Genomic DNA, 22,343 nt, shown 5'->3' on the forward strand with positions numbered 1-22,343 from the left:
GATACCGATTTGACAGGTCAACAGCGTTTACATATACCTGAGGTGGATGCTTGCCCCCGGTGTGTGTGCCGTGGGGCTTTCGTGCGTCCGGAATCGGGGGCCTCATGGAACAGTCGGTACGCGGGAGAACCAAGCCACGGAAACCGTCCCGGATCCCCGGGCCCCCTCCCCCACAGGCGTCCCGGCTCCCCGCCGGACCGGCCGAGCCCGCGCCCGAGTACCCCCCGCGGCGGGTCGTGCGCCGGATCATGGTCGGCCTCGTCCTGGCGATGCTGACCTCGATGCTCACCAACTCGATCATCGGCACCGCCCTGCCGACGATCATGGGCGAGCTCGGCGGCCAGGACCGGTTGGCCTGGGTCGCCACGGCCGCCCTGTTGACCATGACCGCGTCCACACCGGTGTGGGGCAAGCTCTCCGACCTCTGGGGACGCAAACTCCTCTTCCAGATCGCCCTCGGCGTCTTCATCGCCGCCTCGCTCGCCGCCGGGTTCGCCCAGGACATCAACTGGCTGATCGCCGCCCGCGCCCTCCAGGGACTGGGCGTCGGCGGCCTGGCCACCCTGCCCAACATCATCCTCGGCGACGTCGTCTCCCCCCGGGAGCGCGGCCGCTACAGCGGGCTGATCGGCATGGTCTTCGGCGTCTCCACCGTGCTCGGCCCCCTGGTCGGCGGTTTCCTCGTCGACAGCCCGCTCGGCTGGCGCTGGTGCTTCCTCATCACCGTTCCGCTCGCCGTGGTGGCGTTCTGCGTCATCCAGTTCATGTTCCGGATGCCGTTCACCCCGCGCCACAAGCCGTCCGTGGACTGGCTGGGGGCCGGTCTGATCTTCAGCGCCGCCAGCACGGTGATCGTCCTGATCAGCCTGGGCGGCACCCAGATCCCGTGGAACTCCCCGGCCGCGTACGCCATGGGCGCCGCCTCGGTGCTGCTGACCGCCGCCGCCGTCCTGGTCGAGCGCCGCGCGAAGGAACCGATCATCCCCGCCCGCCTGTTCCGCGACCGCACCTTCGTGCTGGCCTCGGTCGGCTCGGTGGCCGTGGGCATGATGATGTTCGGCCTGATCATCTACATGCCGCAGTACCTCCAGATGGTCCACGGCATGAGTCCGACCGTGTCCGGCCTGATGACCCTGCCCCTGGTGGGCTCGTTCCTGGTCACCTCGATCGGTTCCGGCTTCGCGGTGAGCGGGACCGGCCGGTGGAAGGCCTACCCGGTCGTCGGCATGGTGCTGTGCGTGCTCGGGTTCACCGTGCTGAGCCTGGCCCAGGTCGACCCCGGGCTGACCACGGTCGTCGCGGGGCAGATACTCGTGGGCCTCGGTTTCGGGCTCAACATGCAACTCCTGCTGCTGGCCACCCAGAGTTCACTACCCGTGCGGGACCTCGCCTCCGGGACCGCCTCGGTCACCTTCTTCCGCAACCTGGGCGGTGCCGTGGGCGTGGCGGCCTTCGGCGCGGTGATGGTGAGCCGGCTCAACAGCGAACTCGCCGCCGCCGCCACCGCCGCACGGGAGCGCCTGGCCGTCGACGCCGCGAACGGCACCGACTCCGGCGCCGAGGCGCTGGCGACCGGCCTGGAGGAGGCGGCCGATTCGGCGCAGGGCTCTCCGGAGCTGGTGCACTCGCTGCCCGAACCCGTACGCGAGGTGATCGTGGGCGCCTTCGACCACGCGATGCAGGGCGTGTTCGTGGCCGGGATCCCCGTCGCGGCGCTGGGCCTGGTGGCGGTGTCGTTCATGAGGGGTGTGCCGCTGCGCGGCGGTCCCAGGAGGACGACGTCGGCCGGCGAAGCCGTGCCGGGGACTCAGAGGTAGCGGCGCAGGCCCGCGGACGACTCGTCGAAGCCCAGGGAGGCGTAGAAGCGGTGCGTCCCCTGGTGGACCTCGTAGGAGAGCAGCTCGACCTTGTAGCAGCCCGCACGCGTGGCGCGGTCCAGGGCGTCCTCCATGAGTGCCCGGCCGATGCCCTGGAGCCTGGTCTCGGGATCGACGACGAGGTTGTCGACCACCGCCCAGGGCTGGGCGTCGTGGGTCAGGTTGGCCACCACCAGCAGGTCCAGGGTCCCGATGATCTGCCCTCTGCGCTCCGCCACGAGGACGGTGCGGTCGGGGTCGTTCTCCATCCGGGTCCAGGCGCGTACAGCCGCTGAGGACATGCGAACGTGCGCGCTCTGCGTATGGGTGGTGTCACCGAGGTCGCGTAGGAGACGCAGGATCGCACCGAGGTCAGACCGTATGGCCGCGCGTATCATCATGGCTGTCGGCATCGTAGCCGACAGCCTGCGACAAGGCGGACGTCACCCCACAACTGACCACAAAGCACCGGGGCGGGACCGGTCTGGTCCCGCCCCCGTATCGTGACGGGCGGAGCTCCGCCCGTCAGGGCTTACGGATGACCCGAACGCCCTCGTCGCCCATGGGCGGCTGCTGAGGACCCTCCGGTCGCCGGTAGACACCGGTGATGCCCGGGTCACCGCCGTCCTCGTCGGCGGGCGGGACCGCCGGGGGCTGCTGCGGACCGCTCTGCTGCTGGTGGGCCTGCGGCTGTCCGCCCGGGGCCGGGCCGGTGAAGCGGGCGCCCTGCGGGGGCTGCGCGGCCGCGGTCCTGGGGTCGCCGCCCTTGCCCTCGTCCTGCTGCGCCTCCGGCTTCGGGCCCTCCTGCTTGGCCTGGTCGGGCTTGGGTACCGGCTTGATGCGCACCGTCGCCTCGTCCGACTCCTGCTGGAGCGGGGGAAGCTTGGCGGTGGCCTCGTCCTTCTCCGGCTGTGCAGCGGGCTTGGCGGCCTCAGGAGCCCTGTTCTCCGAACCCTTGTTCTCAGCGGTCTTGTTCTCCGGAGCCCGGCCCTGGGCCGCCTTGTCCTCCGGGGCCCCGTTCTCCGGTGCCCTGCCCTCGGGCCTGGCTGCCGGCTTGGCCTGGCCGGGGTTCTGCTGGCCCGGGTTCTGCTGGCCGGAGTCGCGCTTCTCCCCGGGAGCCTCAGCCGGGGCGGACGCCGCGTCCTCGCGGGACAGGCCCGTCTCCAGGGCACCGGCCCGGTCCTCGGCCGCGACCAGGTCGGCCAGGGTGGAGTGCATGTCCTTCAGGCGGCGCAGCGCCTCGGCGTGCGTGGCCGTCAGTGTGGCCAGACGGCGGTCCGCCGTGTCGTGGATCTTCTTGGCCCTGGCCTCCGCCTCGCTCAGACGGCGGTCGCCCTCCTGCTTGGCCTGCTCCCGGAGCTGGTCCGCCTCCTTCTTGGCGCCGGCGACCATCTCGTTGGCCTCGGTGCGCGCGGAGGAGACGATCCGCTCGGCGTGCTCCTCGGAGTCCTTGCGGTGCTTGGCGACCTCTTCCTGGGCCTTCTTCTGGGCCTCCTTCACCTCGGCCTCGACCCGGGAGCGACGCTCCTTGGCCTCTTCCTCGGCTATCCGGAGGATCTCCGCCATGCGCTCGCTGATCTGCTCGTGCTCAGGTTTGACCTGGGCCTTCTCCCGAGCGATCGCGAGGTCGCGCTTGTACTGTTCCAGCTCGTCGTCCATCCGCTGGAGACGCTCGCGGAGGTCCTTGAACTGGTTGTCCATTCGGACGTAGTAGTCGTCGACGTGCGCCTTGTCGTAGCCGCCCTTGCGCACTGTCGGGAACCTGTCTTGCTGCAGTCCGCCGCCCGGCAACATATCGCTCATGTGCCCTTCATGTCCTTAACACCGTTGACTGCGCGTCGCAGATGGTGAGAGTAGCCCCGTACCCATTTGTCACAGAAACACCCGTCGGACCCGTGCAGTGAGGTTGGCCCGAGGATGCCTTTTCGTGCTCCGGTTCGGCGCGATGAGGGGCACCGGCCGAGAGCGGAGCGTAACGCCGTGGACACCGTCCAGACGACCAAGGTAGACACGCGCTGCGCCTGAGCGTCAAGAGTCCTGACAGGTACATCGCCGTGCGGACCCTGGTCACGTTCTTACTAAGGTATGCGCGATCATCCCCGTACGGGGGCAGAGCGGTCAACTTCCCGCACTCCGGCCCTCGGGGACCTACGTTTGAGAGGACCGTGACATGGGCAGCGCGACGGACGGACCGGCGGCGGAACAGGCCCCCGGGCCGTGGATCGGCGGGGCTCCCTTCGGTGAACCGGAGATCCATCCCACCGCCTGGATCGCCCCCGGGGCGGTCGTGGTGGGACGCGTCCGGCTGGGCCCCCGGAGCAGTGTCTGGTACGGGTCGGTCCTTCGCGCCGACACCGAGGACATCGTGGTGGGTGAGCGGGTCAACATCCAGGACCAGTGCGGTCTGCACTCCGACCCCGGCCAGCCGGCGATCCTGCACGACGACGTGAGCCTGGGCCACAAGGCGATGGTGCACGGTGCGATCGTGGAGGAGGGCGCGCTCATCGGCATCGGGGCGATCGTGCTGGGCGGCGCCCGGGTGGGCAGGGGCGCGCTGGTCGCCGCGGGCTCGCTGGTGCCGCCCGGCAAGACCGTCCCCCCGGACACCCTCTGGGCGGGCCTGCCCGGCAAGGTCGTCCGGGAACTGAACGACGACGACCGCCTCGTGCTGGAGCACACCCCCAGCGCCTACGCGGGCTACGCCGTCCAGCACCAGGACGTCACCTGGCGCTGACCCGCGCGCGTCCCCGGACCGCGTCCGCACAGCGGTCCCGTGCACCGGCCCCGCGACCATGGCCCTCTCGGGGGGAGCCTGCGCACCCCTCCCCCGAGGGGGCCACCGGCCTCTGGCTAACCCGGGTGGGCGGGCCACTGGTCCACAAGAGTCATGCGCCCCGGACGCCCCCGGACGTAACCTGGGGGTCCTCTCGCCCTGTGGGAACGGTTCCGTCGCGCCCGCGCCCACAACGCCCCGCGCAGGGGCTGCCGTCCTGTCCTGCGACGCCTTTGTCCCGGGAGGTGAGTGGTGGCGAGTACCCCGGGTCTGCGCAACCGTCTCCACGACCACGTCGCCCTGGACGAGATCGAACTCTACGCCGAGGTCCTCATCGCCGTGGCCGACACCGACCACGCGCTCAGCCCCGCCGAGCTCGACCGGGCCCTCGGGCTCACCACGGGACCCGGGGCCTCCGCTCCCCCCGCGGTATCGGCGGAGGACGTCCACCCGCACGGCCCGCCGACAGGCGACCCCCCGGACGGCGAGGTCCAGGCCCCGCCCAGGCCCCGCGACCCCGCCCGTCCCGAAGAAGGGGCGCGAGGCGAAGAGCCGGAGGAGACGGCGCCGCGCGACCCCGGACCGCTGGAGGAGGTCAGCCAGGGCCGGCACCCCGATCCCGCGGTGCCACCGCGTACCGGTCACCGCCCCGCGACCGTCGTCCTGCCCGCCCACGGCACCGGCTCCGACACCAGGCCGCCGCACCCCAGGTGCGAACCGTTCCTCCCCTGGTACGTCCGGCACACCTGAGGGGCCCGGGCCGCCCGACCCGGGCCCGGCCCACCGCGGCACGCCCCGCTCCGGCCGGAAACGGCCCGATCCGGCCACGTCGATCCCGCTCCGCGTGCGGTCGCACCGGGTACTGCCCCTCTGGGCCCCGGGGCCCGGGGAACGGCCAGCACCCTTTCAGGAGCCAGAATGAACACAGCACCCGAACGGACCGCGCACGAGGAGGACAGCGCCTCCGGCGTCCGCCGCCGACGGCCTGACGAGAACGGCACCGACAGCACCCGCCGTACCGCCCTCACGGTCGCTCTTGCGGTGACCTTTCTCTTTCTCCTGGTCACGGCGGTCGGTCTCATCTGGTTCCTCTCCGAACAGAACCCGGGGTCCGGCGCGGGGACCGCCCCGGCCGCCAGCGGGGACGAAAGCACCCAGGAGGCCGGGGAGGACGGTACCGCCGGTCCGGGCACGGGGCCCGACGGGGAGGGCGCCGTCACCGACCCCAGGGCGGGACTGGCCTACGACCTGCCCGGCGAGGGCTGGGAACGTCTCGGCGACGACCAGGTCCCGGCGGAGTACTCCTCGTACGCGGTGTACGGGTCCGCGGACGACCCGGACGCGATCATCGTCACCGGGACCGAGGACCTCGGTTCCCTGGAACCCGTCGCGGTCTCCGGGGCCCGCATGGCCGTGGACATGGTCGACGACCTGGTCACCGACGGCGGCGACGTGTGGGCCGAACCGTCCGGGGAGACCGAGGTGGACGGCCTGCCCGCCTTCGGCGCCACCATGGGCAGCGACTCCGGGAACGGTGCGGACGCCTACGGCCGGTTCCTGGTGGTCGAACTCGCCGGGGGCAAGGGCGCCTTCGTGCTCGGCCTCAACACCGGCGGCACGGACGAGGCCACCGAGGGCATCGACGCCGCCCTCTCCTCGGTCAGGGTCCTCTGAGCACGCCTGTCGGGCCGAAGGGCCGACGGATCACAGCGGGATGATCGCGCGGAGCAGGAAGCCGCCGTCCCTGGTCCGGGACCCGGACAACGCTCCGCCGCCCAGGGCGACGCGCTCGGACAGGCCGGCCAGCCCGTTGCCGCCGGAGCGCTCCGCGCCCTCCCCCTTCGCACGGTCGTTGTGGACCTCCACGACCAACTGCCTCAGCCCGTCGTCGCCCTCCCGGGCGAGCGTGAAACTGATCTGGCACGCCTCGGCCTCACTGTGCCGCAGGACGTTCGTGCCGCCCTCACGCACCACCCAGGCGGCCAGTTCGGCGACCTCCGGCGGCAGCTCCAGCCCGTCCAGACCGGTGACCTCCGCCCTGGTACCGCCCGAGCCGAGGACGGCCGCGACCGCGTCCACCTCACCCCTCAGATCGACCTCCCGGTACCCGCTGACCGCGGACCTCACCTGTTGGAGCGCCTGACGGGCCAGGGCCTGGACCTCCGCGATCTCGGTGCCCGCCCGTTCGGGGGCCCGGTCCACGAGCCGCCCGGCCAGCTGGGCCTTGACCGACAGGGCCGAGAGGCTGTGCCCGAGCAGGTCGTGCATGTCCCGGGCGAACCGGAGCCTCTCCTGGGTCACCGCCAACCGGGCGCGGGCCCGCTGCCCGGCGACCGCCTCACGGCTGATGTCCCACAGCCAGACCGTGCCGAGCGTGGCTGTCACCTGGAGCAGCGCGGCGGCGGCCGCGGCCAGCCAGACCAGACCGTAGAGGAGGGGGTCGACCTCGCCCGGGTCGAAGAAGGTCGGGATCAGCGGCAGGGGGGACAGCAGGAGCAGGAGGGTGACCAGGAGCCCGGACCGGCGCGAGGTGAAGAAGATCCCGGTCCCCCACCAGACCCCGATCATGACCAGGGTCAGGATCGGGGAGCGCAGGAACACGGCTGCCGTCAGCAGCAGCACCACAGAGGTCCAGAAGAGCTTCGGGCTCGGCTGCCGGTTACCGCCCACCCGCTCCCGGAGCAGCCGGACCAGGAGGACGGCGACCGCCACCGCCAGAGCCGTGCCCACCGCCGAACGCCACAACGGCACGCCGAGCTGGAGACTGATGAGGACGTCTCCGAAGGCCAGGGCGACCAGGATCAGGCCGTTCAGGCCGATCGTCCCCATGATGATGCGCCGGGCGATCCGGACCCGTCGGTCGTCGGCCGTGCCGCCGGGGTCGGCGCCCTCCCCCCGCAGGGCATCCGTTTCCGGGCCCTTCAGTGGAGGGGCGGCTGGCCCGGGGACATCCCCGCCGGGGTCCACGGCAGCTGTTGCGGCGGTGGACCCCGGCGGGGGCGCGTGCCCGGTCCGGCGGTCCGGTACGGCGATCGGGGCCGGGCCGCGCACACCGTCCTCCGGGAGGACCGGCCCGTCGGGCAGCGGGAGGGCGGCCCTGAGCAGGAAGCCGCCGTCATCGGTCCGGGCCGCCGTCAGGGTGCCCCCCGCCCCGTCGATCCGTTCGGTGAGCCCGGCCAGCCCGCTGCCGGAGTCCGCTCCGTCCCGCCCGCCCTTCCGGGCCCTGTCGTTGAACACCTCCACGACGACTTCCCGGCGCCCGTCCCCGGACGGCTCCAACACGGAGAAGGCGATCCGGCAGCGATGGGCACGGCTGTGCCGCAGGACGTTCGTGCCGCCCTCACGCACCACCCAGGCGGCCAGGGCGGAGGTGTCCGACGGCAGCCGGAGGCCGTCGAGACCGGTGACGGTGGTGGCGGTCCCGTTGGCTTCCAGGACCGCGCGGACCGAGCGCACCTCGGTGCCGAGGTCGATGTCGCGGTACCCCCGGACCACCGAGCGCAGCTGCCGCAGTGTCGTCCTGGCCAGGTCGTGGACCCGGCCGACCTCCGCCTTCGCCTCTTCGGGATCGGTCCGCAGGAGCCCGCCGGCCCGCCGTGCGCCGAGTTCCAGCGAGCCGAGTTCGTGCCCCAGCAGTTCCCGGATGTCGTTGGTGAAGCGGAGCCGTTCCCCGTCCACCGCCAACCGGGCCCGGGCCTGCTCCCCCTCGACCGCCTCCCGGATCCGGTCCCACAGCCAGACGGTGTACAGCAGGCTCAGCCACACGAGGAGGCCCCAGAGGACCGTGACGACGCCGTGCCCCAGCAGGCTGAGGAGGGAGACGTCCCGGGGCGAGACGAGAGCGCTCACCCACGGCAGTGCCGCCAGGAGGAGTGTGGGGGGCAGGAGCCGTCCCCTGGGCACCAGGCAGGCGACGATGGCCCACGTGCTGGCGCAGATGAAGAAGACGTTGGGGATGTACCACAGGAGGAGGGCGACCACGGCGAGCAGGGCGAACGTGCTCCGGTAGAGGCGCCGGTCCGGGGTCCGCGCCCCGTCCAGCCGGTCCCGGATCATCCGGAACGTCGCCGCCGAGCACAGGACCGCGGCGAGGAGCACCGCGAGGGCGCGGGCCGCGGTGAGCAGCTCCGGCTGGTCGGCCGGGGTCTCCAGCTCCGCCAGCAGCCCGGACGCGGCCCAGGTGGGGATCACCAGGGGGAAGAGCGCCGTACTCCACAGGCACAGCGTCCGGGCCCGGCGGACCCTGCGGGTGAAGCGCCTGCTCGCCTCCGACGGGGAGAGCCCCTCCGCGTCCCCCGGACCGGGCCGGTTCCCGGGGCCGGGTGGCGCCGTCTCCACCGCACCAGCACCGTGGTTCACCACGTCCGCCTCCCTGCGCCGTCAGTAGGTCGGTGCCGGGCGGTCCCGGCAGCGCTCCCCTTCACGTTAGAGCGCGGCGGGCCCTTCCGGGCGTTGTCCACAGCCCGGTCCTGTTCCGGCCCCGTCCCTCGGTACGGCCGTGCCGGGGCACCCGGTACGGGGCGCCCCGGCGCGAGTGTTCCGGAACCGCCCTACGGCTGGCGGGGGTCCCACTTGAAGTAGCGGTGGACCAGCAGCGCCAGGACCACGATCCACGCGAGCATCACGCCGATGGCCGGCAGGGCGCCGGTCCACAGGGCCGCGGTGCCGACCGCCTCGGCGCCCTCGACACCGCCGAAGACGTCGTAACCGGTGTAGGCGGCCTGGGCCATCTCGGCGGTCGGGGCGACCGGGAGGAACTGGGCGACCATGCGCACCGGCTCGGGCAGCAGGTCGAGCGGGAAGAAGACCCCGCCGGTGAGCAGCAGCGCCAGCATCGGGACCATCGAGAACATCTGCGCCGACTCGGCGTTGCGCACCAGCGGTGTGATCAGCAGGCCGACCAGGCTCATGGCGGCGGCGCCCAGCAGCACCGCGACCAGCATCAGCACCGGGTCGGCGGGCACCCTGCCGCCGACGGCGATGACCAGCGCGGCGAGCAGCAGGGTGAACAGGACGACGAGAGCCACCACCCCGCCGAAGATCGCCACCTGTGGAACCCCGCTCACCCGGAGCCGTTTGAGGACCAGGGACTCCCGCCGTGCGGCGAACACGTTGGAGGGGTGTCCGATACCCAGCATCAGGCCGATTCCGAGGACGGCCGCGGCGAAGGAGAGGTCGCGGGTGGTGAAGTCGCCGAAGGCCGGGGTGCTGGGCACCGACGTCAGCGGCATGAACAGGACCAGCGGCATCACCAGGTACAGCCACGCGGTCTTGTACCGGACGAAGAGGGTGAACTCGGTACGGGTCAGGCGCAGGGTCTGCCGGAACCATCCCGGGGCGGTCCGTGTGCGGGCGGCCCCCCGGACCGGGGCCGGGGTGGTGGTCGTGGTCATCGGGTTTCTCCTGGGGTCTGGGCGGGGCCTCGCGGTGGGAGGCGGGTGGCCCCGGTGGGGCGGGTGGGCGGGTCGGCTCGCGCCGGACCCGGTTCTCACTCCGGGAGCGTGCCGGCGGTGTCGTCCGCCACCCGGAGGAACACGTCCTCCAGGGAGGCGCCGCGGACCTGGAGGTGCTGGAGGGTCGTCCCCTGTTCACGGGCCCACTCGAACAGGGCGGACACGGCGTGGTGGGCGCGGTCGGCGACCTCGCCGCCGGTGACCGTGTAGGTGGCCCACAGGGCCTGGTCCCGGGCCTGCACCCCGACCTCGGCCCCGTCGACCTCGGGCAGGTCGGCGGTGCGCACGTCGCTGGGGACCAGGAAGCTCACCCGGTCGCCCCAGCCCGCGAGGACTCCGGCCAGGGTGCCCTCCACGTGGACCCGGCCGCGGTGCATGATGGCGAGGCGGTCGGCGAGGCGCTCGGCCTCTTCCAGGTAGTGCGTGGTGAGCAGGATCGCGACTCCGCTCTCCTTGAGTTCGCTGATGAGCTTCCAGGTCTCGTTCCTGGCCTCGGGGTCCATGCCGGTGGTGGGCTCGTCGAGGTAGAGGACCTCGGGGTCGCTGATCAGGGCCAGCGCCAGGTCGAGTCGGCGCTTCTGGCCGCCGGAGAGCTGGCGGACGCGGAGTTTGCGCTTGTCGGTCAGGTCGACCAGCCCTAGGACCTCGTCGGCGTCGCGGGGGGCGGCGGCGAGATCGCTGGCGAGGCCGAGGTTCTCGTCCACGCTGAGGTCGTCCAGGAGTCCGCTGCCCTGGAGGACAGCGTTGGCGCGTTCACGGACCCCGGCGGGCTGGTCGAAGGGGTCCCGGCCGAAGACCCGGGCGCTGCCGGAGCTGGGTCGGCGGAAGCCCTCCAGCGTCTCGATGGTGGTGGTCTTCCCCGCGCCGTTGGTGCCCAGGAGCGCGAAGAGCTCGCCGGGCCGGATCTCGAAGGAGACGCCCTTGACCGCCTCGAAGTCGCCGTAGTGCTGGTGGAGGTCACGGACGACCACCGACGGCCCGCCGGTCTGGGCGGGGTCCTGGTTCGCGGCGGCCGGTTCGGTGTTCGCTGTCGTCGTCATGCCCCCAGGCTCCCGTGAACCGGTCCCCCGCCGACAGACGTTCCTGTCACCGTCCCGCGATGGCACTTCACCCGGCTCCGGTACTGACAAATGTCATCGGTCCGTCGGGCGTGGAAACCCGGCTCTTCCGGGCCGCGATCCCCTTGCCGCGCGTGGTGGTGCGGCCGCGCCCGCACGTACCCCTTCTTCACCTCACGTGCGGGCGCGGTCGCGACCGCCTGCGGGTACGCGCCCGTCCCCTCACTACTCGCGTCGGGCGCGGCCCCTCGGCGGCTGTCAACTTTCTACACGAATCCTCCCGGACGCGTGGGCGGAATGCGTCATTGCCCGGTGCACCGGAACGGCGGGTCCGCGCATTTGCCGCCTCTTTCCCGGGAAACATCACCCCGCGGGGTGTTTCGGCGCCAGGTGAGGCCGGGCGGGCGCTTCGGACAGCGCCCGAACACCGGAAAGAACCCCGCCTGAACAGTCACGACGACCCGAATGGCAGCCCCTTCACCGTCGCACCCCCGAGGGAGGGGAAAAGGGACTCCCGAACACCCGGCACGGAAAACAATTCGCCGGTAAAGCGAAACGGACAGGCGCACGGGCGGGAACGCTGCGAGCGGTTCCGGCGGGGGTGCAGGAGGAGCGATAGGTGCACGATAGCCGGGATCCGCATCATGGTCCCCGTCCGGAGAACCCCCTTGAAGGAGATCCCATGCGTTCCCCCCGCCCCGCCCGAACCCTCGCAGCAGCCGTCGCCCCGGCTGACTCGCTCGTGCCCGGCACGGCCGCCGCCGGCGGGTATCGGGGCGGTGCACCCTGCTGCTCGGCTTCACCTTCGCGGCCTCCGAGGTCGTCCGGGGCAGCGGCCGCGTGAAACTGCGCTGCCCGCTCCGTCCCGCGTTCGACGCCCATGACCCACCATCTGATCGTCCTGGGCTGACACCCGGCCCCGGCCGGGGAGCGGACCCGAGCCGTACGGTGCCCGGCCACACGGAAGGGGCGGGGTGCGCCGGGCACCCCGCCCCCTACCGTGTGCGGTGGTCCTTCGGAGGACCGCGTCAGCTCCTAGGCGTCAGCGGTCTCCTTGTCCTCACCGGACTCGGCCGGGCCCTCGTTCCTGATCGAACGGAGCAGCAGCTGGGAGACGTCGACGACCTCCAGCGACTCCTTGGCCTCGCCCGCGGACTTCTTCTCGTTGATCGCGTCGCCCAGCATGACCTGGCAGAACGGGCACGCGGTGGAGACGGTGTCCGGGTTGGTGGTCAGCGCTTCATCGACCCGCTCGGTGTTGATGCGCTTGCCGATCCGCTCCTCCATCCACATGCGGGCACCGCCGGCGCCGCAGCAGAAGCCCCGCTCCTTGTGGCGGTGCATCTCCTGGGTCTTGACGCCGGGCACCTGCGCCATGATGTCGCGCGGAGGCGTGTACACCTTGTTGTGGCGGCCCAGGAAGCACGGGTCGTGGTAGGTGATGTTCTCGTCGATCGAGTTCACCGGGGTCAGCTGACCCTCGTCGACCAGCTTGGCCAGCAGCTGGCTGTGGTGGACGACCTCGTAGGTGCCGCCCAGCTGCGGGTACTCCTTGGCCAGGGTGTTGAAGCAGTGCGGGCAGCTGGCCACGATCTTGGTGACGCCCGCGTCGTTGAGCGTCTCCACGTTCTGCTGGGCCAGCATCTGGAAGACGTACTCCATGCCCAGGCGGCGCGCCGGGTCGCCGGTGCAGGCCTCCATGCCGCCCAGGACCGCGAACTTGACGCCCGCGATGTCCAGCAGTTCGGCGATGGCCTTCGTGGTCTTCTTGGCGCGGTCCTCCAGGGCACCGGCGCAGCCGACCCAGAAGAGGTACTCGGTGCCCTCGGGCAGCTTGTCCTCGACGACCGGGACCTCGACCGGGTTCTCCTGGGAGGCCAGCTCCTCGATCCAGTCCATCCGCCGGTCCTCGGCCATGCCCCACGGGTTGCCCTTGTTCTCAAGGTTCTTGAGCAGGGTGTTGGCCTCGGACGGGAAGTTGGACTCGACCATGACCTGGTAGCGGCGCATGTCCAGGATGTGGTCGATGTGCTCGATGTCCACGGGGCACTGCTCGACGCAGGCACCGCAGTTGGTGCAGGCCCACAGTTCGTCGGGGTGGATGACGCCGCCCTCCTCCTCGGTGCCGACCAGCGGCTTGTTGAGGAGTGCGAGGACGTCGACGCCCGCGTGGCTGTTGTCGGGAGCCTCGGCGAGGGTCTCCTCGGTGATGCCCTTGAGGAGGTACGGGGCCTTCTCGTAGGCGTGCGCCTGGAGGTCGAGGATGACCTTCTTCGGCGAGAGCGGCTTGCCGGTGTTCCAGGCGGGGCACTGCGACTGGCAGCGGCCGCACTCGGTGCAGCTGGTGAAGTCGAGGAGGCCCTTCCAGGTGAAGTCCTCCAGCTTGCCGGCGCCGAACGGGTCCTCGTCCGGGTCGGCCTCCTCGAAGTCGAGGGGCTTCTTGCCGGAGGAGTCCATCATCTGCTTGGCGCCGGCGAGGGTCGGGGACCCGTCGGCGTTGCGCTTGAAGAAGATGTTGAACGGCGCCACGAACCGGTGCCAGCCGATGCCCATGGTGAGGTTGAAGTACAGCACCACGAAGAACAGGTAGCTGATGATCAGCTTGAACGCGGCGACCAGTGCGATGGCGGGCTCGGCCACGGCGGCGTCGGTCGGCATGACCGCGCCCACGGCGTGGGAGACCGGGGTGGCCCAGGTCGGGAACGGGAAGTCCTCGAGGGCGACCTTGAGACCGCGGATCACGAAGATCGAGATCAGCAGGGCCCACAGGTAGGCCTCGACGTAGTACGCGGTCCAGGTCCTGGAGTTGAAGAACCTGGACTGCTTGCCCTTGCGGTGGGGGCCGTTCAGCAGGCGGTAGATCGTCAGGCCGACGATGCCCGCGAGGCTGGCCGCGGCGATGATCTCGATGGCCAGGCCGTAGACGGCCCAGTCGTAGATCACCGGAAGCTTGAAGTGCGGGTCGAAGACCTCGCCCTGGGCCTCGACGACCGTGAAGAACAGCAGCGGGAACGAGACCATCACGAACCAGTGGGCCACGCCGACCCACGGCCGCTTGAGCATCCTCGTGTGCCCGAGGATCTCGATGAGCGTCATCGTGAGCCGCTTGCCCAGCGACTCCGTGCGCTCCGGCTCCGCCGGTCGGCCCACACTCACAGTTCGCCAGATCTGGTAACCGCCCAGAGCGAACAAGGCAAGCGCGACCACGGCGAAGACCGAGGTGATGATGCCCAGCGTCAAGTACAGAGGATGCATCGTCCGTGGCCTCCCATCCTGCTTTCGTCGTCCGGTGCGCCACACACCGGAGGTCATCTTTGATGTTACTAGCGAGTAATAGCACGGCGACCATCGACCCTGGGCCTCGACGACCCGGCATCCGCGGCAGCCCCGCCCCTCCTGTCATCCATCGCCCGCGCGCGATCGGGCTGCGGGCCCCGTCGGCGCGAGTGCCAACCGTAGCCAGCCACAGCACAACAGAATCACTCGGGTGCACCGGAGTCTCCCCCGAACACACCACACGTCTCTATGTAAGCGGACAACGGAACGAACGGGGGACACCCGGGCATCGGTAGGTCCACCGGTCATGCCCCGCCCGCCCGGCACGGAGCCGCCCTCCCCCACCGCTCCCCCCGGGACAACCCCGAGAACCCCCGCGCACCCCTGGATTCCAGGTCAAGGATGTCCCGGAGTTGTCCCGGGGTTCGCCCATTTCCCAGGTGGAATCGGTCCAGGTCGGGAACATCCCGGCCCGGCCGCCCGTTGTCAGGGCGTAGGAAGTAACTTGAGTCGGGTTGACTCAACTGACTTGACAGCCGCCACCCGACGAAGCAAACTTACGTCTGAACGACTCAACTTTGACGGAGGAAACAACCATGGCACGTGCGGTCGGAATCGACCTCGGTACGACGAACTCGTGTGTCGCGGTCCTTGAGGGTGGCGAGCCGACGGTCATCACGAACGCCGAGGGCTCCCGCACCACCCCTTCGGTCGTGGCCTTCGCCAAGAACGGTGAGGTCCTGGTCGGCGAGGTGGCCAAGCGTCAGGCCGTCACCAACGTCGACCGGACCATCCGCTCGGTCAAGCGCCACATCGGCACGGACTGGTCGGTCAAGATCGACGACAAGGACTTCAACCCGCAGCAGATCAGCGCCTTCATCCTGCAGAAGCTCAAGCGCGACGCCGAGGCCTACCTGGGCGAGGACGTGACCGACGCGGTCATCACCGTCCCGGCCTACTTCAGCGACTCGCAGCGCCAGGCCACCAAGGAGGCCGGCACGATCGCGGGGCTCAACGTCCTGCGCATCATCAACGAGCCCACCTCGGCCGCGCTCGCCTACCACCTGGAGAAGGAGGACGAGGCCACCATCCTCGTCTACGACCTCGGTGGCGGCACCTTCGACGTCTCCCTGCTGGAGGTCGGTGACGGCGTCGTGGAGGTCAAGGCGACCAACGGCGACAACCACCTCGGCGGCGACGACTGGGACCAGGCGATCGTCGACTGGCTGGTGGAGAAGTTCAAGAACTCCAACGGCGTCGACCTGGCCAAGGACAAGATGGCGCTCCAGCGCCTGCGCGAGTCCGCGGAGAAGGCCAAGATCGAGCTGTCCAGCTCCAGCGAGACGCAGATCAACCTGCCCTACATCACGGCCTCGGCCGAGGGCCCCCTGCACCTGGACGAGAAGCTCAGCCGCGCCGAGTTCCAGCGCCTGACCTCCGACCTGGTCGAGCGGACCAAGACCCCGTTCCAGCAGGTCATCAAGGACGCCGGGATCCAGCTCAGCGAGATCGACCACGTCGTCCTGGTCGGCGGCTCGACCCGGATGCCCGCCATCGCCGAACTGGTCAAGGAGATGACCGGCGGCAAGGAGCCCAACAAGGGCGTCAACCCGGACGAGGTCGTGGCCATCGGTGCCGCGCTCCAGGCCGGTGTGCTCAAGGGCGAGGTCAAGGACGTCCTGCTGCTGGACGTCACCCCGCTGTCGCTGGGCATCGAGACCAAGGGCGGGGTGTTCACCAAGCTCATCGAGCGCAACACCACCATCCCGACCAAGCGCTCCGAGATCTTCACGACGGCCGACGACAACCAGCCGTCCGTGCAGATCCAGGTGTACCAGGGCGAGCGTGACATCGCCCAGTACAACAAGAAGCTGGGCGTCTTCGACCTGACCGGCCTGCCCCCGGCGCCGCGCGGCGTCCCGCAGATCGAGGTCACCTTCGACATCGACGCCAACGGCATCGTCAGCGTCACCGCGAAGGACCTGGGCACCGGCAAGGAGCAGTCCGTCACCATCTCCGGCGGTTCGGCGATGTCCAAGGAGGACATCGACCAGATGGTCCGCGACGCCGAGCAGTACGCCGAGGAGGACCGCAAGCGCCGCGAGGAGGCCGAGGTCCGCAACAACGCCGAGTCCCTCGTCTACCAGACCGAGAAGGTCATCAAGGACAACGAGGACAAGGTCCCGGCGGACGTGCGCTCCGAGACCGAGGCCGCCGTCGCCGAGCTGAAGACCGCCCTGGAGGGCACCGACACCGAGGCCATCCGCTCCGCGAGCGAGAAGGTCGCGCTGGCCAGCCAGAAGATCGGTTCGGCGATCTACAGCCAGGGGCAGCAGGGTGAGGACGCCGCCCAGCCCGGCGCCGAGAACGCCGACGCCTCCGCCGACGACTCCGACGTGGTCGACGCCGAGATCGTCGACGAGGACAACGGCAAGGGCAACCAGGGTTCCTGACCCGGGAGTCCGGTAAGAGCCGAGGAAGGAGGGAACGTCGGACATGGCGCTGTCGGACAAGAACAGCTCCGGCACCGGTGACGGTGACGAGAACCAGGGTCCGGTGATCCGCGACAACCGCAGGATCGACCCCGAGACCGGCGAGGTCCGGGACTCCGGGGCCGAGTCCGCCGAAGGGGAGGCCGCGACCGGGGAGGAGCCCGAGGTCGTCGAGGCCGAGGTCGATGACGTCCCGGAGGTTCCGGACACCCCGGAGTCGGTGGTGACCGAGGCGATCAACGCGGACGAGCGGGTCGTCGAGCTCACCAACGACATCAAGCGGGTCCAGGCCGAGTACGCCAACTACCGCAAGCGTGTCGAGCGCGACCGGGTGGCCGTCCGTGAGGCGGCCACCGCCCAGGTCGTCGGTGAACTGCTGCCGATCCTGGACGACATCGGCCGGGCCCGTGAGCACGACGAGCTCAACGGCGGGTTCAAGGCGGTGGGTGAGGCCCTGGAGGCCACGGCCACCAAGCTGGGCCTGGAGAAGTACGCGGAGCAGGGCGAGGAGTTCGACCCGAACATCCACGAGGCCCTCACCCTGGTCCCGGTCCCCAACATCTCCGTCCAGACGGTGATCGAGGTGTTCCAGCCCGGGTACCGCATGGGTGAGCGGGTTCTCCGCCCCGCCCGCGTGGTGGTCGGGGAGCCGATGGAGGGCACGGAGGCGGACAGCTCCGCCGACGGGTCCCCGGACTCCGCCGAGGCGAACGGCGAGAGCGGCGAGGACGACAAGTAGGAGCGGGTAACGCCCGTGAGCCTGGTGCGGCCGTGGCCGGCGTGAGAGCGTCGGTCACGGCCCCCGGGTCGCACCCCGGCCCCACCCGGCGCGGGGACACGTGAAAACATCGGACGCAACCGGCACCAGCGGGAGAAGGCACCAGTCGATGAGCACCAAGGACTACCTGGAGAAGGACTACTACAAGGTCCTGGGAGTCTCAAAGACCGCCTCCAAGGACGAGATCAAGTCGTCCTACCGCAAGCTGGCCCGGGAGAACCACCCGGACGCCAACACCGGTGACCCCAAGGCCGAGGACCGCTTCAAGGAGATCTCCGAGGCGTACAACGTCCTGTCGGACGACAAGCGCCGCAAGGAGTACGACGAGGCGCGCTCGATGTTCGGCGGCTCCTACCGTCCCGGCGGCGCCGGACCCGGCGGGTTCGACATGAGCGACATCTTCGGTCAGGGAACCGGGGGCGGCGGGGCCCCGGGCGGCGAGCGCCTGAGCGACCTCTTCGGCGGTCTGTTCGGCAACCGCGGCCGAGCGGGTGAGTCCACCCGCCGCCGGCGCGGAGCCGACGTCGAGACCGAGGCCACACTGAACTTCCGCGAGGCCGCGGACGGGGTGACCCGTTCGTTCCAGCTGAGCAGCGAGGCCCCGTGCCCCACCTGCAAGGGCACGGGAGCACGCGCCGGCTCGGCCCCGCGCATGTGCCCCAAGTGCAGCGGCACCGGGCACGACAGCACCAACCTGGGCGGCTTCTCGCTGTCCGAGCCGTGCAGCGAGTGCAAGGGGCGCGGCCTCGTGGTCGACGACCCCTGCCCCACCTGCACCGGCAGCGGGCGCGGCAAGAGCACCCGCACCATCCAGACCCGTATCCCCGCCGGCGTGTCCGACGGGCAGCGGATCCGACTCAAGGGCAAGGGCGCCCCCGGCGAGCACGGCGGCCCCAACGGTGACCTGTACGTCGTCGTCCATGTGAAGGGACACCCGGTGTTCGGCAGGAGCGGCGACAACATCACCATCACCGTGCCGGTGACGTTCCCCGAGGCCGCCCTGGGCGCCGAGGTCCGGGTCCCCACCCTCAGCGGGTTCCCGGTGACCGTGAAGGTACCGCCGGGCACCCAGAACGGGCGCACACTGCGGGTCCGCGGCAAGGGCGCCACCCGCAAGGACGGCACCACCGGCGACATGCTCGTCACCTTCGAGGTGGCGGTGCCGCAGAAACTCAACGACGACGCGCGCGAGGCGCTGGAGAAGTTCCGAGCGGCGACGTCGGACTACGACCCGCGCGACGGGCTCGAAGCGCGGGCGAAGGGCGCGTGAACAACGTGAACGATCCTGCCTTCGGCGCCGACGCACCGGTCTACGTGATCTCGGTGGCCGCTGAGTTGGCCGGGATGCATCCGCAGACGCTGCGACAGTACGACCGGTTGGGTCTGGTCTCCCCCGGCCGTTCGTCCGGGCGGGGCCGCCGCTACTCCATGCGCGACGTACGGACGCTGCGTGAGGTGCAGCGCCTGTCGCAGGAGGAGGGCATCAACCTCGCCGGCATCAAGCGGATCCTGGAGCTGCAGGACGAGGTGGAGCAACTGCGCGAGCAGGTGTTCCACCTGGCCAACGAACTCGAGGCGGCCCGCCGGGCGGTGTCCCGGCGCGGCCGCCCGGCCCGCCCCGAGGGCGGACCGGTGCGCGGAGAGCTGGTGCGCCGCACCCGCGTCACGATCTTCAACACCGCGGAGCCCGAGGACGGACGCCCCGACCGGGGCGAGGGTCCGGGCGGTCAGGGCGGCCCGGGCGGTCAGGGCGGCCCGGGCGGACAGAGCGACCAGGACGAGCCGGGGACGGGCGGGCCCACCCGGGGCTGACAGGGTTCCGACCTTTCGACACGGGGCGCGTTCGGCCAACGAGCGTCACCCTGAGTGACAGTACTTGCGAACGGAGTCACCGGAGATGAACTACAAGCTCACTCAGAAGAGCCAGGAGGCCCTGGCCGCCGCCATCCGCCAGGCCACCGCCGACGGCAGCCCGCAGACCGAGCCCCTGCACCTGCTGAACGCCCTCCTGGACCAGGCCGGAGGCATCACCCGGCCGCTGCTCAAGGAGGTCGGCGCCGACCCGGACCGGATCAGGGACAGGGTCGAGGCCGCGATCGCGAACCTGCCCAAGGCGGCCGGTTCCACGGTCAGCTCACCGAGCTCCTCCCGCCAGCTCATCGTCTCCATCAACACCGCGGCCCAGCGCGCCCAGCAGATGGAGGACGAGTACGTCTCCACCGAGCACCTGCTGGTGGGGCTGGCCACCGACGGCGGCGAGGCCGCCCGGCTGCTCAACGAGGCCGGGGCCGCCCCGGAGGCGCTGCTGGAGGCCTTCGAGCGGGTACGCGGCACCGGCCGGGTCACCTCGGAGAACCCCGAGGACACCTACCAGTCGCTGGAGAAGTTCGGTGTGGACCTCACCGAACGCGCCCGCGAGGGCAAGGTCGACCCGGTCATCGGACGCGACGGCGAGATCCGCCGGGTCGTCCAGGTCCTCAGCCGCCGCACCAAGAACAACCCCGTACTCATCGGTGAGCCGGGTGTCGGCAAGACCGCCGTGGTGGAGGGGCTGGCCCAGCGCATCGTGGCCGGCGACGTGCCGCAGTCGCTGCTCGGAAAACGCCTGATCAGCCTCGACCTGTCCGCGATGGTCGCGGGCGCCAAGTACCGGGGCGAGTTCGAGGAGCGGCTGAAGGCGGTGCTCTCGGAGATCAAGCAGTCCGAGGGCCAGATCATCACCTTCATCGACGAACTCCACACCATGGTGGGCGCGGGCGCCGCCGAGGGCGCCATGGACGCGGGCAACATGCTCAAGCCGATGCTGGCCCGCGGTGAGCTGCGCATGGTGGGCGCGACCACCCTGGACGAGTACCGGGAGAAGATCGAGAAGGACCCCGCGCTGGAGCGCCGCTTCCAGCAGGTGTTCGTCGGTGAGCCGTCGGCCACCGACACCATCGCGATCCTGCGCGGTCTGAAGGGCCGCTACGAGGCGCACCACAAGGTACAGATCTCCGACTCGGCCCTGGTGGCGGCGGCGACGCTGTCGGACCGCTACATCACCGCGCGGTTCCTGCCGGACAAGGCGATCGACCTCATCGACGAGGCCGCGTCCCGCCTGCGCATGGAGATCGACTCCAGCCCGGTGGAGATCGACGAGCTGCGCCGCACGGTCGACCGGCTCAAGATGGAGGAGATGGCGCTCGACAAGGAGTCCGACCCGGCGAGCCAGCAGCGCCTGGAGAAGCTGCGCGCCGACCTGGCCGACCACCAGGAGCGGCTCAACGGGCTGGTGGCCCGGTGGGAGCAGGAGAAGGCCGGGCTGAACCGGGTCGGTGAGCTCAAGGGGCAGCTGGACGAGCTGCGCACCCAGGCGGAGCTGGCCGAGCGCGAGGGCCGCTTCGAGGAGGCCTCCCGGTTGATGTACGGGGAGATCCCCCAGCTGGAGAAGCAGGTGGAGGAGGCGTCCAAGGCGGAGGAGAACGCGGCCGGGGCCGCGGGCGGCGAGGACGACCCCATGGTCAAGGACGAGGTGGGAGGCGACGAGGTCGCCGACGTCGTGTCCTCCTGGACCGGTATCCCGGTGGGGCGGCTCATGGAGGGGGAGACCTCCAAGCTGCTGCGCATGGAGGAGGAGCTGGGCCAGCGGCTCATCGGGCAGAGGGACGCCGTCGCCGCGGTGTCGGACGCGGTGCGCCGCGCCCGGGCGGGTATCTCCGACCCGGACCGGCCCACGGGTTCGTTCCTGTTCCTCGGCCCGACCGGTGTGGGCAAGACCGAGCTGGCCAAGGCCCTCGCCGAGTTCCTGTTCGACGACGAGCGCGCGATCGTGCGCGTGGACATGAGCGAGTACTCGGAGAAGCACTCGGTGTCCCGCCTGGTGGGTGCGCCTCCCGGATACGTGGGCTACGAGGAGGGCGGTCAGCTCACCGAGGCGGTGCGCCGCCGCCCCTACACCGTGGTGCTGCTGGACGAGGTGGAGAAGGCCCACCTGGAGGTGTTCGACACCCTCCTGCAGGTGCTGGACGACGGCCGGCTGACCGACGGCCAGGGGCGCCAGGTGGACTTCCGCAACACCATCCTCATCCTGACCTCCAACCTCGGTTCGCAGTTCCTGGTGGACCCGTCCCTGGAGGAGTCCGTGCGCAGGGACCGCGTGATGGACGTGGTGCGGGCGACGTTCAAGCCGGAGTTCCTCAACCGCCTGGACGACGTGATCATGTTCGACGCGCTGTCCACCGAGGACCTGACCCGGATCGTGGATCTGCAGGTGGACAAGCTGGCCCGGCGCCTGGCCGACCGCCAGCTCGCCCTGGAGGTGACCGAGGGGGCGCGTGAGTGGCTGGCGCTGACCGGCTACGACCCGAACTACGGTGCCCGGCCGCTGCGGCGTCTGGTGCAGTCCTCGATCGGCGACCCGCTCGCCCGGGAGCTGCTGTCGGGGGAGCTGACCGACGGCGACACCGTCATGGTGGACGTGAACGACGACCGCGACCGGTTGGCGGTCACCACCAGGAAGGCGGATGAGCCGCGGCTCCCGGCCTGATCGGGTCGTAGGGGCCGGGGACGGCGCGGGGCCGCACCCATCGGGGCGCGACCCCGCTCCCTCGCCCCGAGGACGGTCGTGCCAACGGCCGCCGCGTCGGGGCGTGGTCGTGAGCGGCAGGGCCCGGACGGG

15 protein-coding genes are annotated in these 22,343 nt (G+C 70.8%); 9 read left to right on the forward strand and 6 right to left on the reverse strand.

The annotated features are described in order from the left end of the window. Nucleotides 1-104 precede the first annotated feature (104 nt). Nucleotides 105-1,817, forward strand: a complete 1,713-nt coding sequence (locus tag IE195_RS23920) for an MDR family MFS transporter (RefSeq protein ID WP_191275523.1) — start codon at nucleotides 105-107, stop codon at nucleotides 1,815-1,817. Here IE195_RS23920 and IE195_RS23925 read toward each other — a convergent pair. Together IE195_RS23925 and IE195_RS23930 are read right to left on the reverse strand one after the other, a co-directional pair. Further along, nucleotides 1,808-2,257: a GNAT family N-acetyltransferase gene (locus tag IE195_RS23925; RefSeq protein WP_191275525.1), complete on the reverse strand. Its 450-nt coding sequence runs from the start codon at nucleotides 2,255-2,257 to the stop codon at nucleotides 1,808-1,810. The genes IE195_RS23920 and IE195_RS23925 overlap by 10 nt on opposite strands. A 124-nt stretch (nucleotides 2,258-2,381) precedes the next feature. Then, on the reverse strand, nucleotides 2,382-3,650 hold the full coding sequence (locus IE195_RS23930; protein WP_191275700.1) for a F0F1 ATP synthase subunit B: 1,269 nt from the start codon (nucleotides 3,648-3,650) through the stop codon (nucleotides 2,382-2,384). A 376-nt stretch (nucleotides 3,651-4,026) separates the two neighbouring features. Here IE195_RS23930 and IE195_RS23935 point away from each other — a divergent pair, with 376 nt between their 5' ends. From IE195_RS23935 to IE195_RS23945, 3 genes are all read left to right on the forward strand, one after another. Beyond that, on the forward strand, nucleotides 4,027-4,590 hold the full coding sequence (locus IE195_RS23935) for a gamma carbonic anhydrase family protein (RefSeq protein ID WP_191275527.1): 564 nt from the start codon (nucleotides 4,027-4,029) through the stop codon (nucleotides 4,588-4,590). A 291-nt stretch (nucleotides 4,591-4,881) separates the two neighbouring features. Then, the gene (locus tag IE195_RS23940; protein WP_191275720.1) at nucleotides 4,882-5,379 is read left to right on the forward strand and encodes a hypothetical protein; all 498 of its coding nucleotides are present in this window, start codon (nucleotides 4,882-4,884) and stop codon (nucleotides 5,377-5,379) included. Nucleotides 5,380-5,547: 168 nt separating this feature from the next. Beyond that, nucleotides 5,548-6,303 (forward strand): hypothetical protein, encoded by a 756-nt coding sequence (locus IE195_RS23945; RefSeq protein ID WP_191275529.1) that lies wholly within the window; start codon nucleotides 5,548-5,550, stop codon nucleotides 6,301-6,303. Between the two features lie 30 nt (nucleotides 6,304-6,333). Here IE195_RS23945 and IE195_RS23950 read toward each other — a convergent pair whose 3' ends face one another. The 4 genes from IE195_RS23950 to IE195_RS23965 form a co-directional block, all read right to left on the reverse strand. Then, nucleotides 6,334-8,991, reverse strand: a complete 2,658-nt coding sequence (locus IE195_RS23950) for a sensor histidine kinase (RefSeq protein WP_229826413.1) — start codon at nucleotides 8,989-8,991, stop codon at nucleotides 6,334-6,336. Between the two features lie 188 nt (nucleotides 8,992-9,179). Further along, the gene (locus tag IE195_RS23955) at nucleotides 9,180-10,022 is read right to left on the reverse strand and encodes an ABC transporter permease (RefSeq protein WP_191275531.1); all 843 of its coding nucleotides are present in this window, start codon (nucleotides 10,020-10,022) and stop codon (nucleotides 9,180-9,182) included. A gap of 95 nt (nucleotides 10,023-10,117) precedes the next feature. Further along, on the reverse strand, nucleotides 10,118-11,122 hold the full coding sequence (locus IE195_RS23960) for an ABC transporter ATP-binding protein (protein WP_191275533.1): 1,005 nt from the start codon (nucleotides 11,120-11,122) through the stop codon (nucleotides 10,118-10,120). 1,053 nt (nucleotides 11,123-12,175) lie between these two features. Further along, on the reverse strand, nucleotides 12,176-14,395 hold the full coding sequence (locus IE195_RS23965) for a (Fe-S)-binding protein (RefSeq protein WP_191275535.1): 2,220 nt from the start codon (nucleotides 14,393-14,395) through the stop codon (nucleotides 12,176-12,178). Between the two features lie 617 nt (nucleotides 14,396-15,012). Here IE195_RS23965 and dnaK point away from each other — a divergent pair. The 5 genes from dnaK (at nucleotide 15,013) to clpB (ending at nucleotide 22,211) form a co-directional block, all read left to right on the forward strand. Continuing rightward, nucleotides 15,013-16,869 (forward strand): molecular chaperone DnaK, encoded by a 1,857-nt coding sequence (gene dnaK, locus IE195_RS23970; RefSeq protein WP_191275545.1) that lies wholly within the window; start codon nucleotides 15,013-15,015, stop codon nucleotides 16,867-16,869. A 43-nt stretch (nucleotides 16,870-16,912) separates the two neighbouring features. Next, complete coding sequence (gene grpE, locus IE195_RS23975) at nucleotides 16,913-17,647, forward strand: nucleotide exchange factor GrpE (protein ID WP_191275547.1); 735 nt, start codon at nucleotides 16,913-16,915, stop codon at nucleotides 17,645-17,647. 148 nt (nucleotides 17,648-17,795) lie between these two features. Continuing rightward, nucleotides 17,796-18,956 (forward strand): molecular chaperone DnaJ, encoded by a 1,161-nt coding sequence (gene dnaJ / locus IE195_RS23980; protein ID WP_191275550.1) that lies wholly within the window; start codon nucleotides 17,796-17,798, stop codon nucleotides 18,954-18,956. Further along, the gene (locus tag IE195_RS23985; RefSeq protein WP_191275552.1) at nucleotides 18,953-19,498 is read left to right on the forward strand and encodes a heat shock protein transcriptional repressor HspR; all 546 of its coding nucleotides are present in this window, start codon (nucleotides 18,953-18,955) and stop codon (nucleotides 19,496-19,498) included. Before dnaJ ends, IE195_RS23985 begins: the two co-directional genes overlap by 4 nt. Nucleotides 19,499-19,583: 85 nt before the next feature. Beyond that, a complete protein-coding gene (gene clpB / locus IE195_RS23990) occupies nucleotides 19,584-22,211 on the forward strand; it encodes an ATP-dependent chaperone ClpB (RefSeq protein WP_191275554.1) in 2,628 nt (875 codons plus the stop codon). The last annotated feature ends 132 nt before the right edge of the window (nucleotides 22,212-22,343 follow it).

This window comes from Nocardiopsis terrae (genome assembly GCF_014651695.1).
In the GTDB taxonomy this organism is placed as follows: Bacteria; Actinomycetota; Actinomycetes; order Streptosporangiales; family Streptosporangiaceae; genus Nocardiopsis; species Nocardiopsis terrae.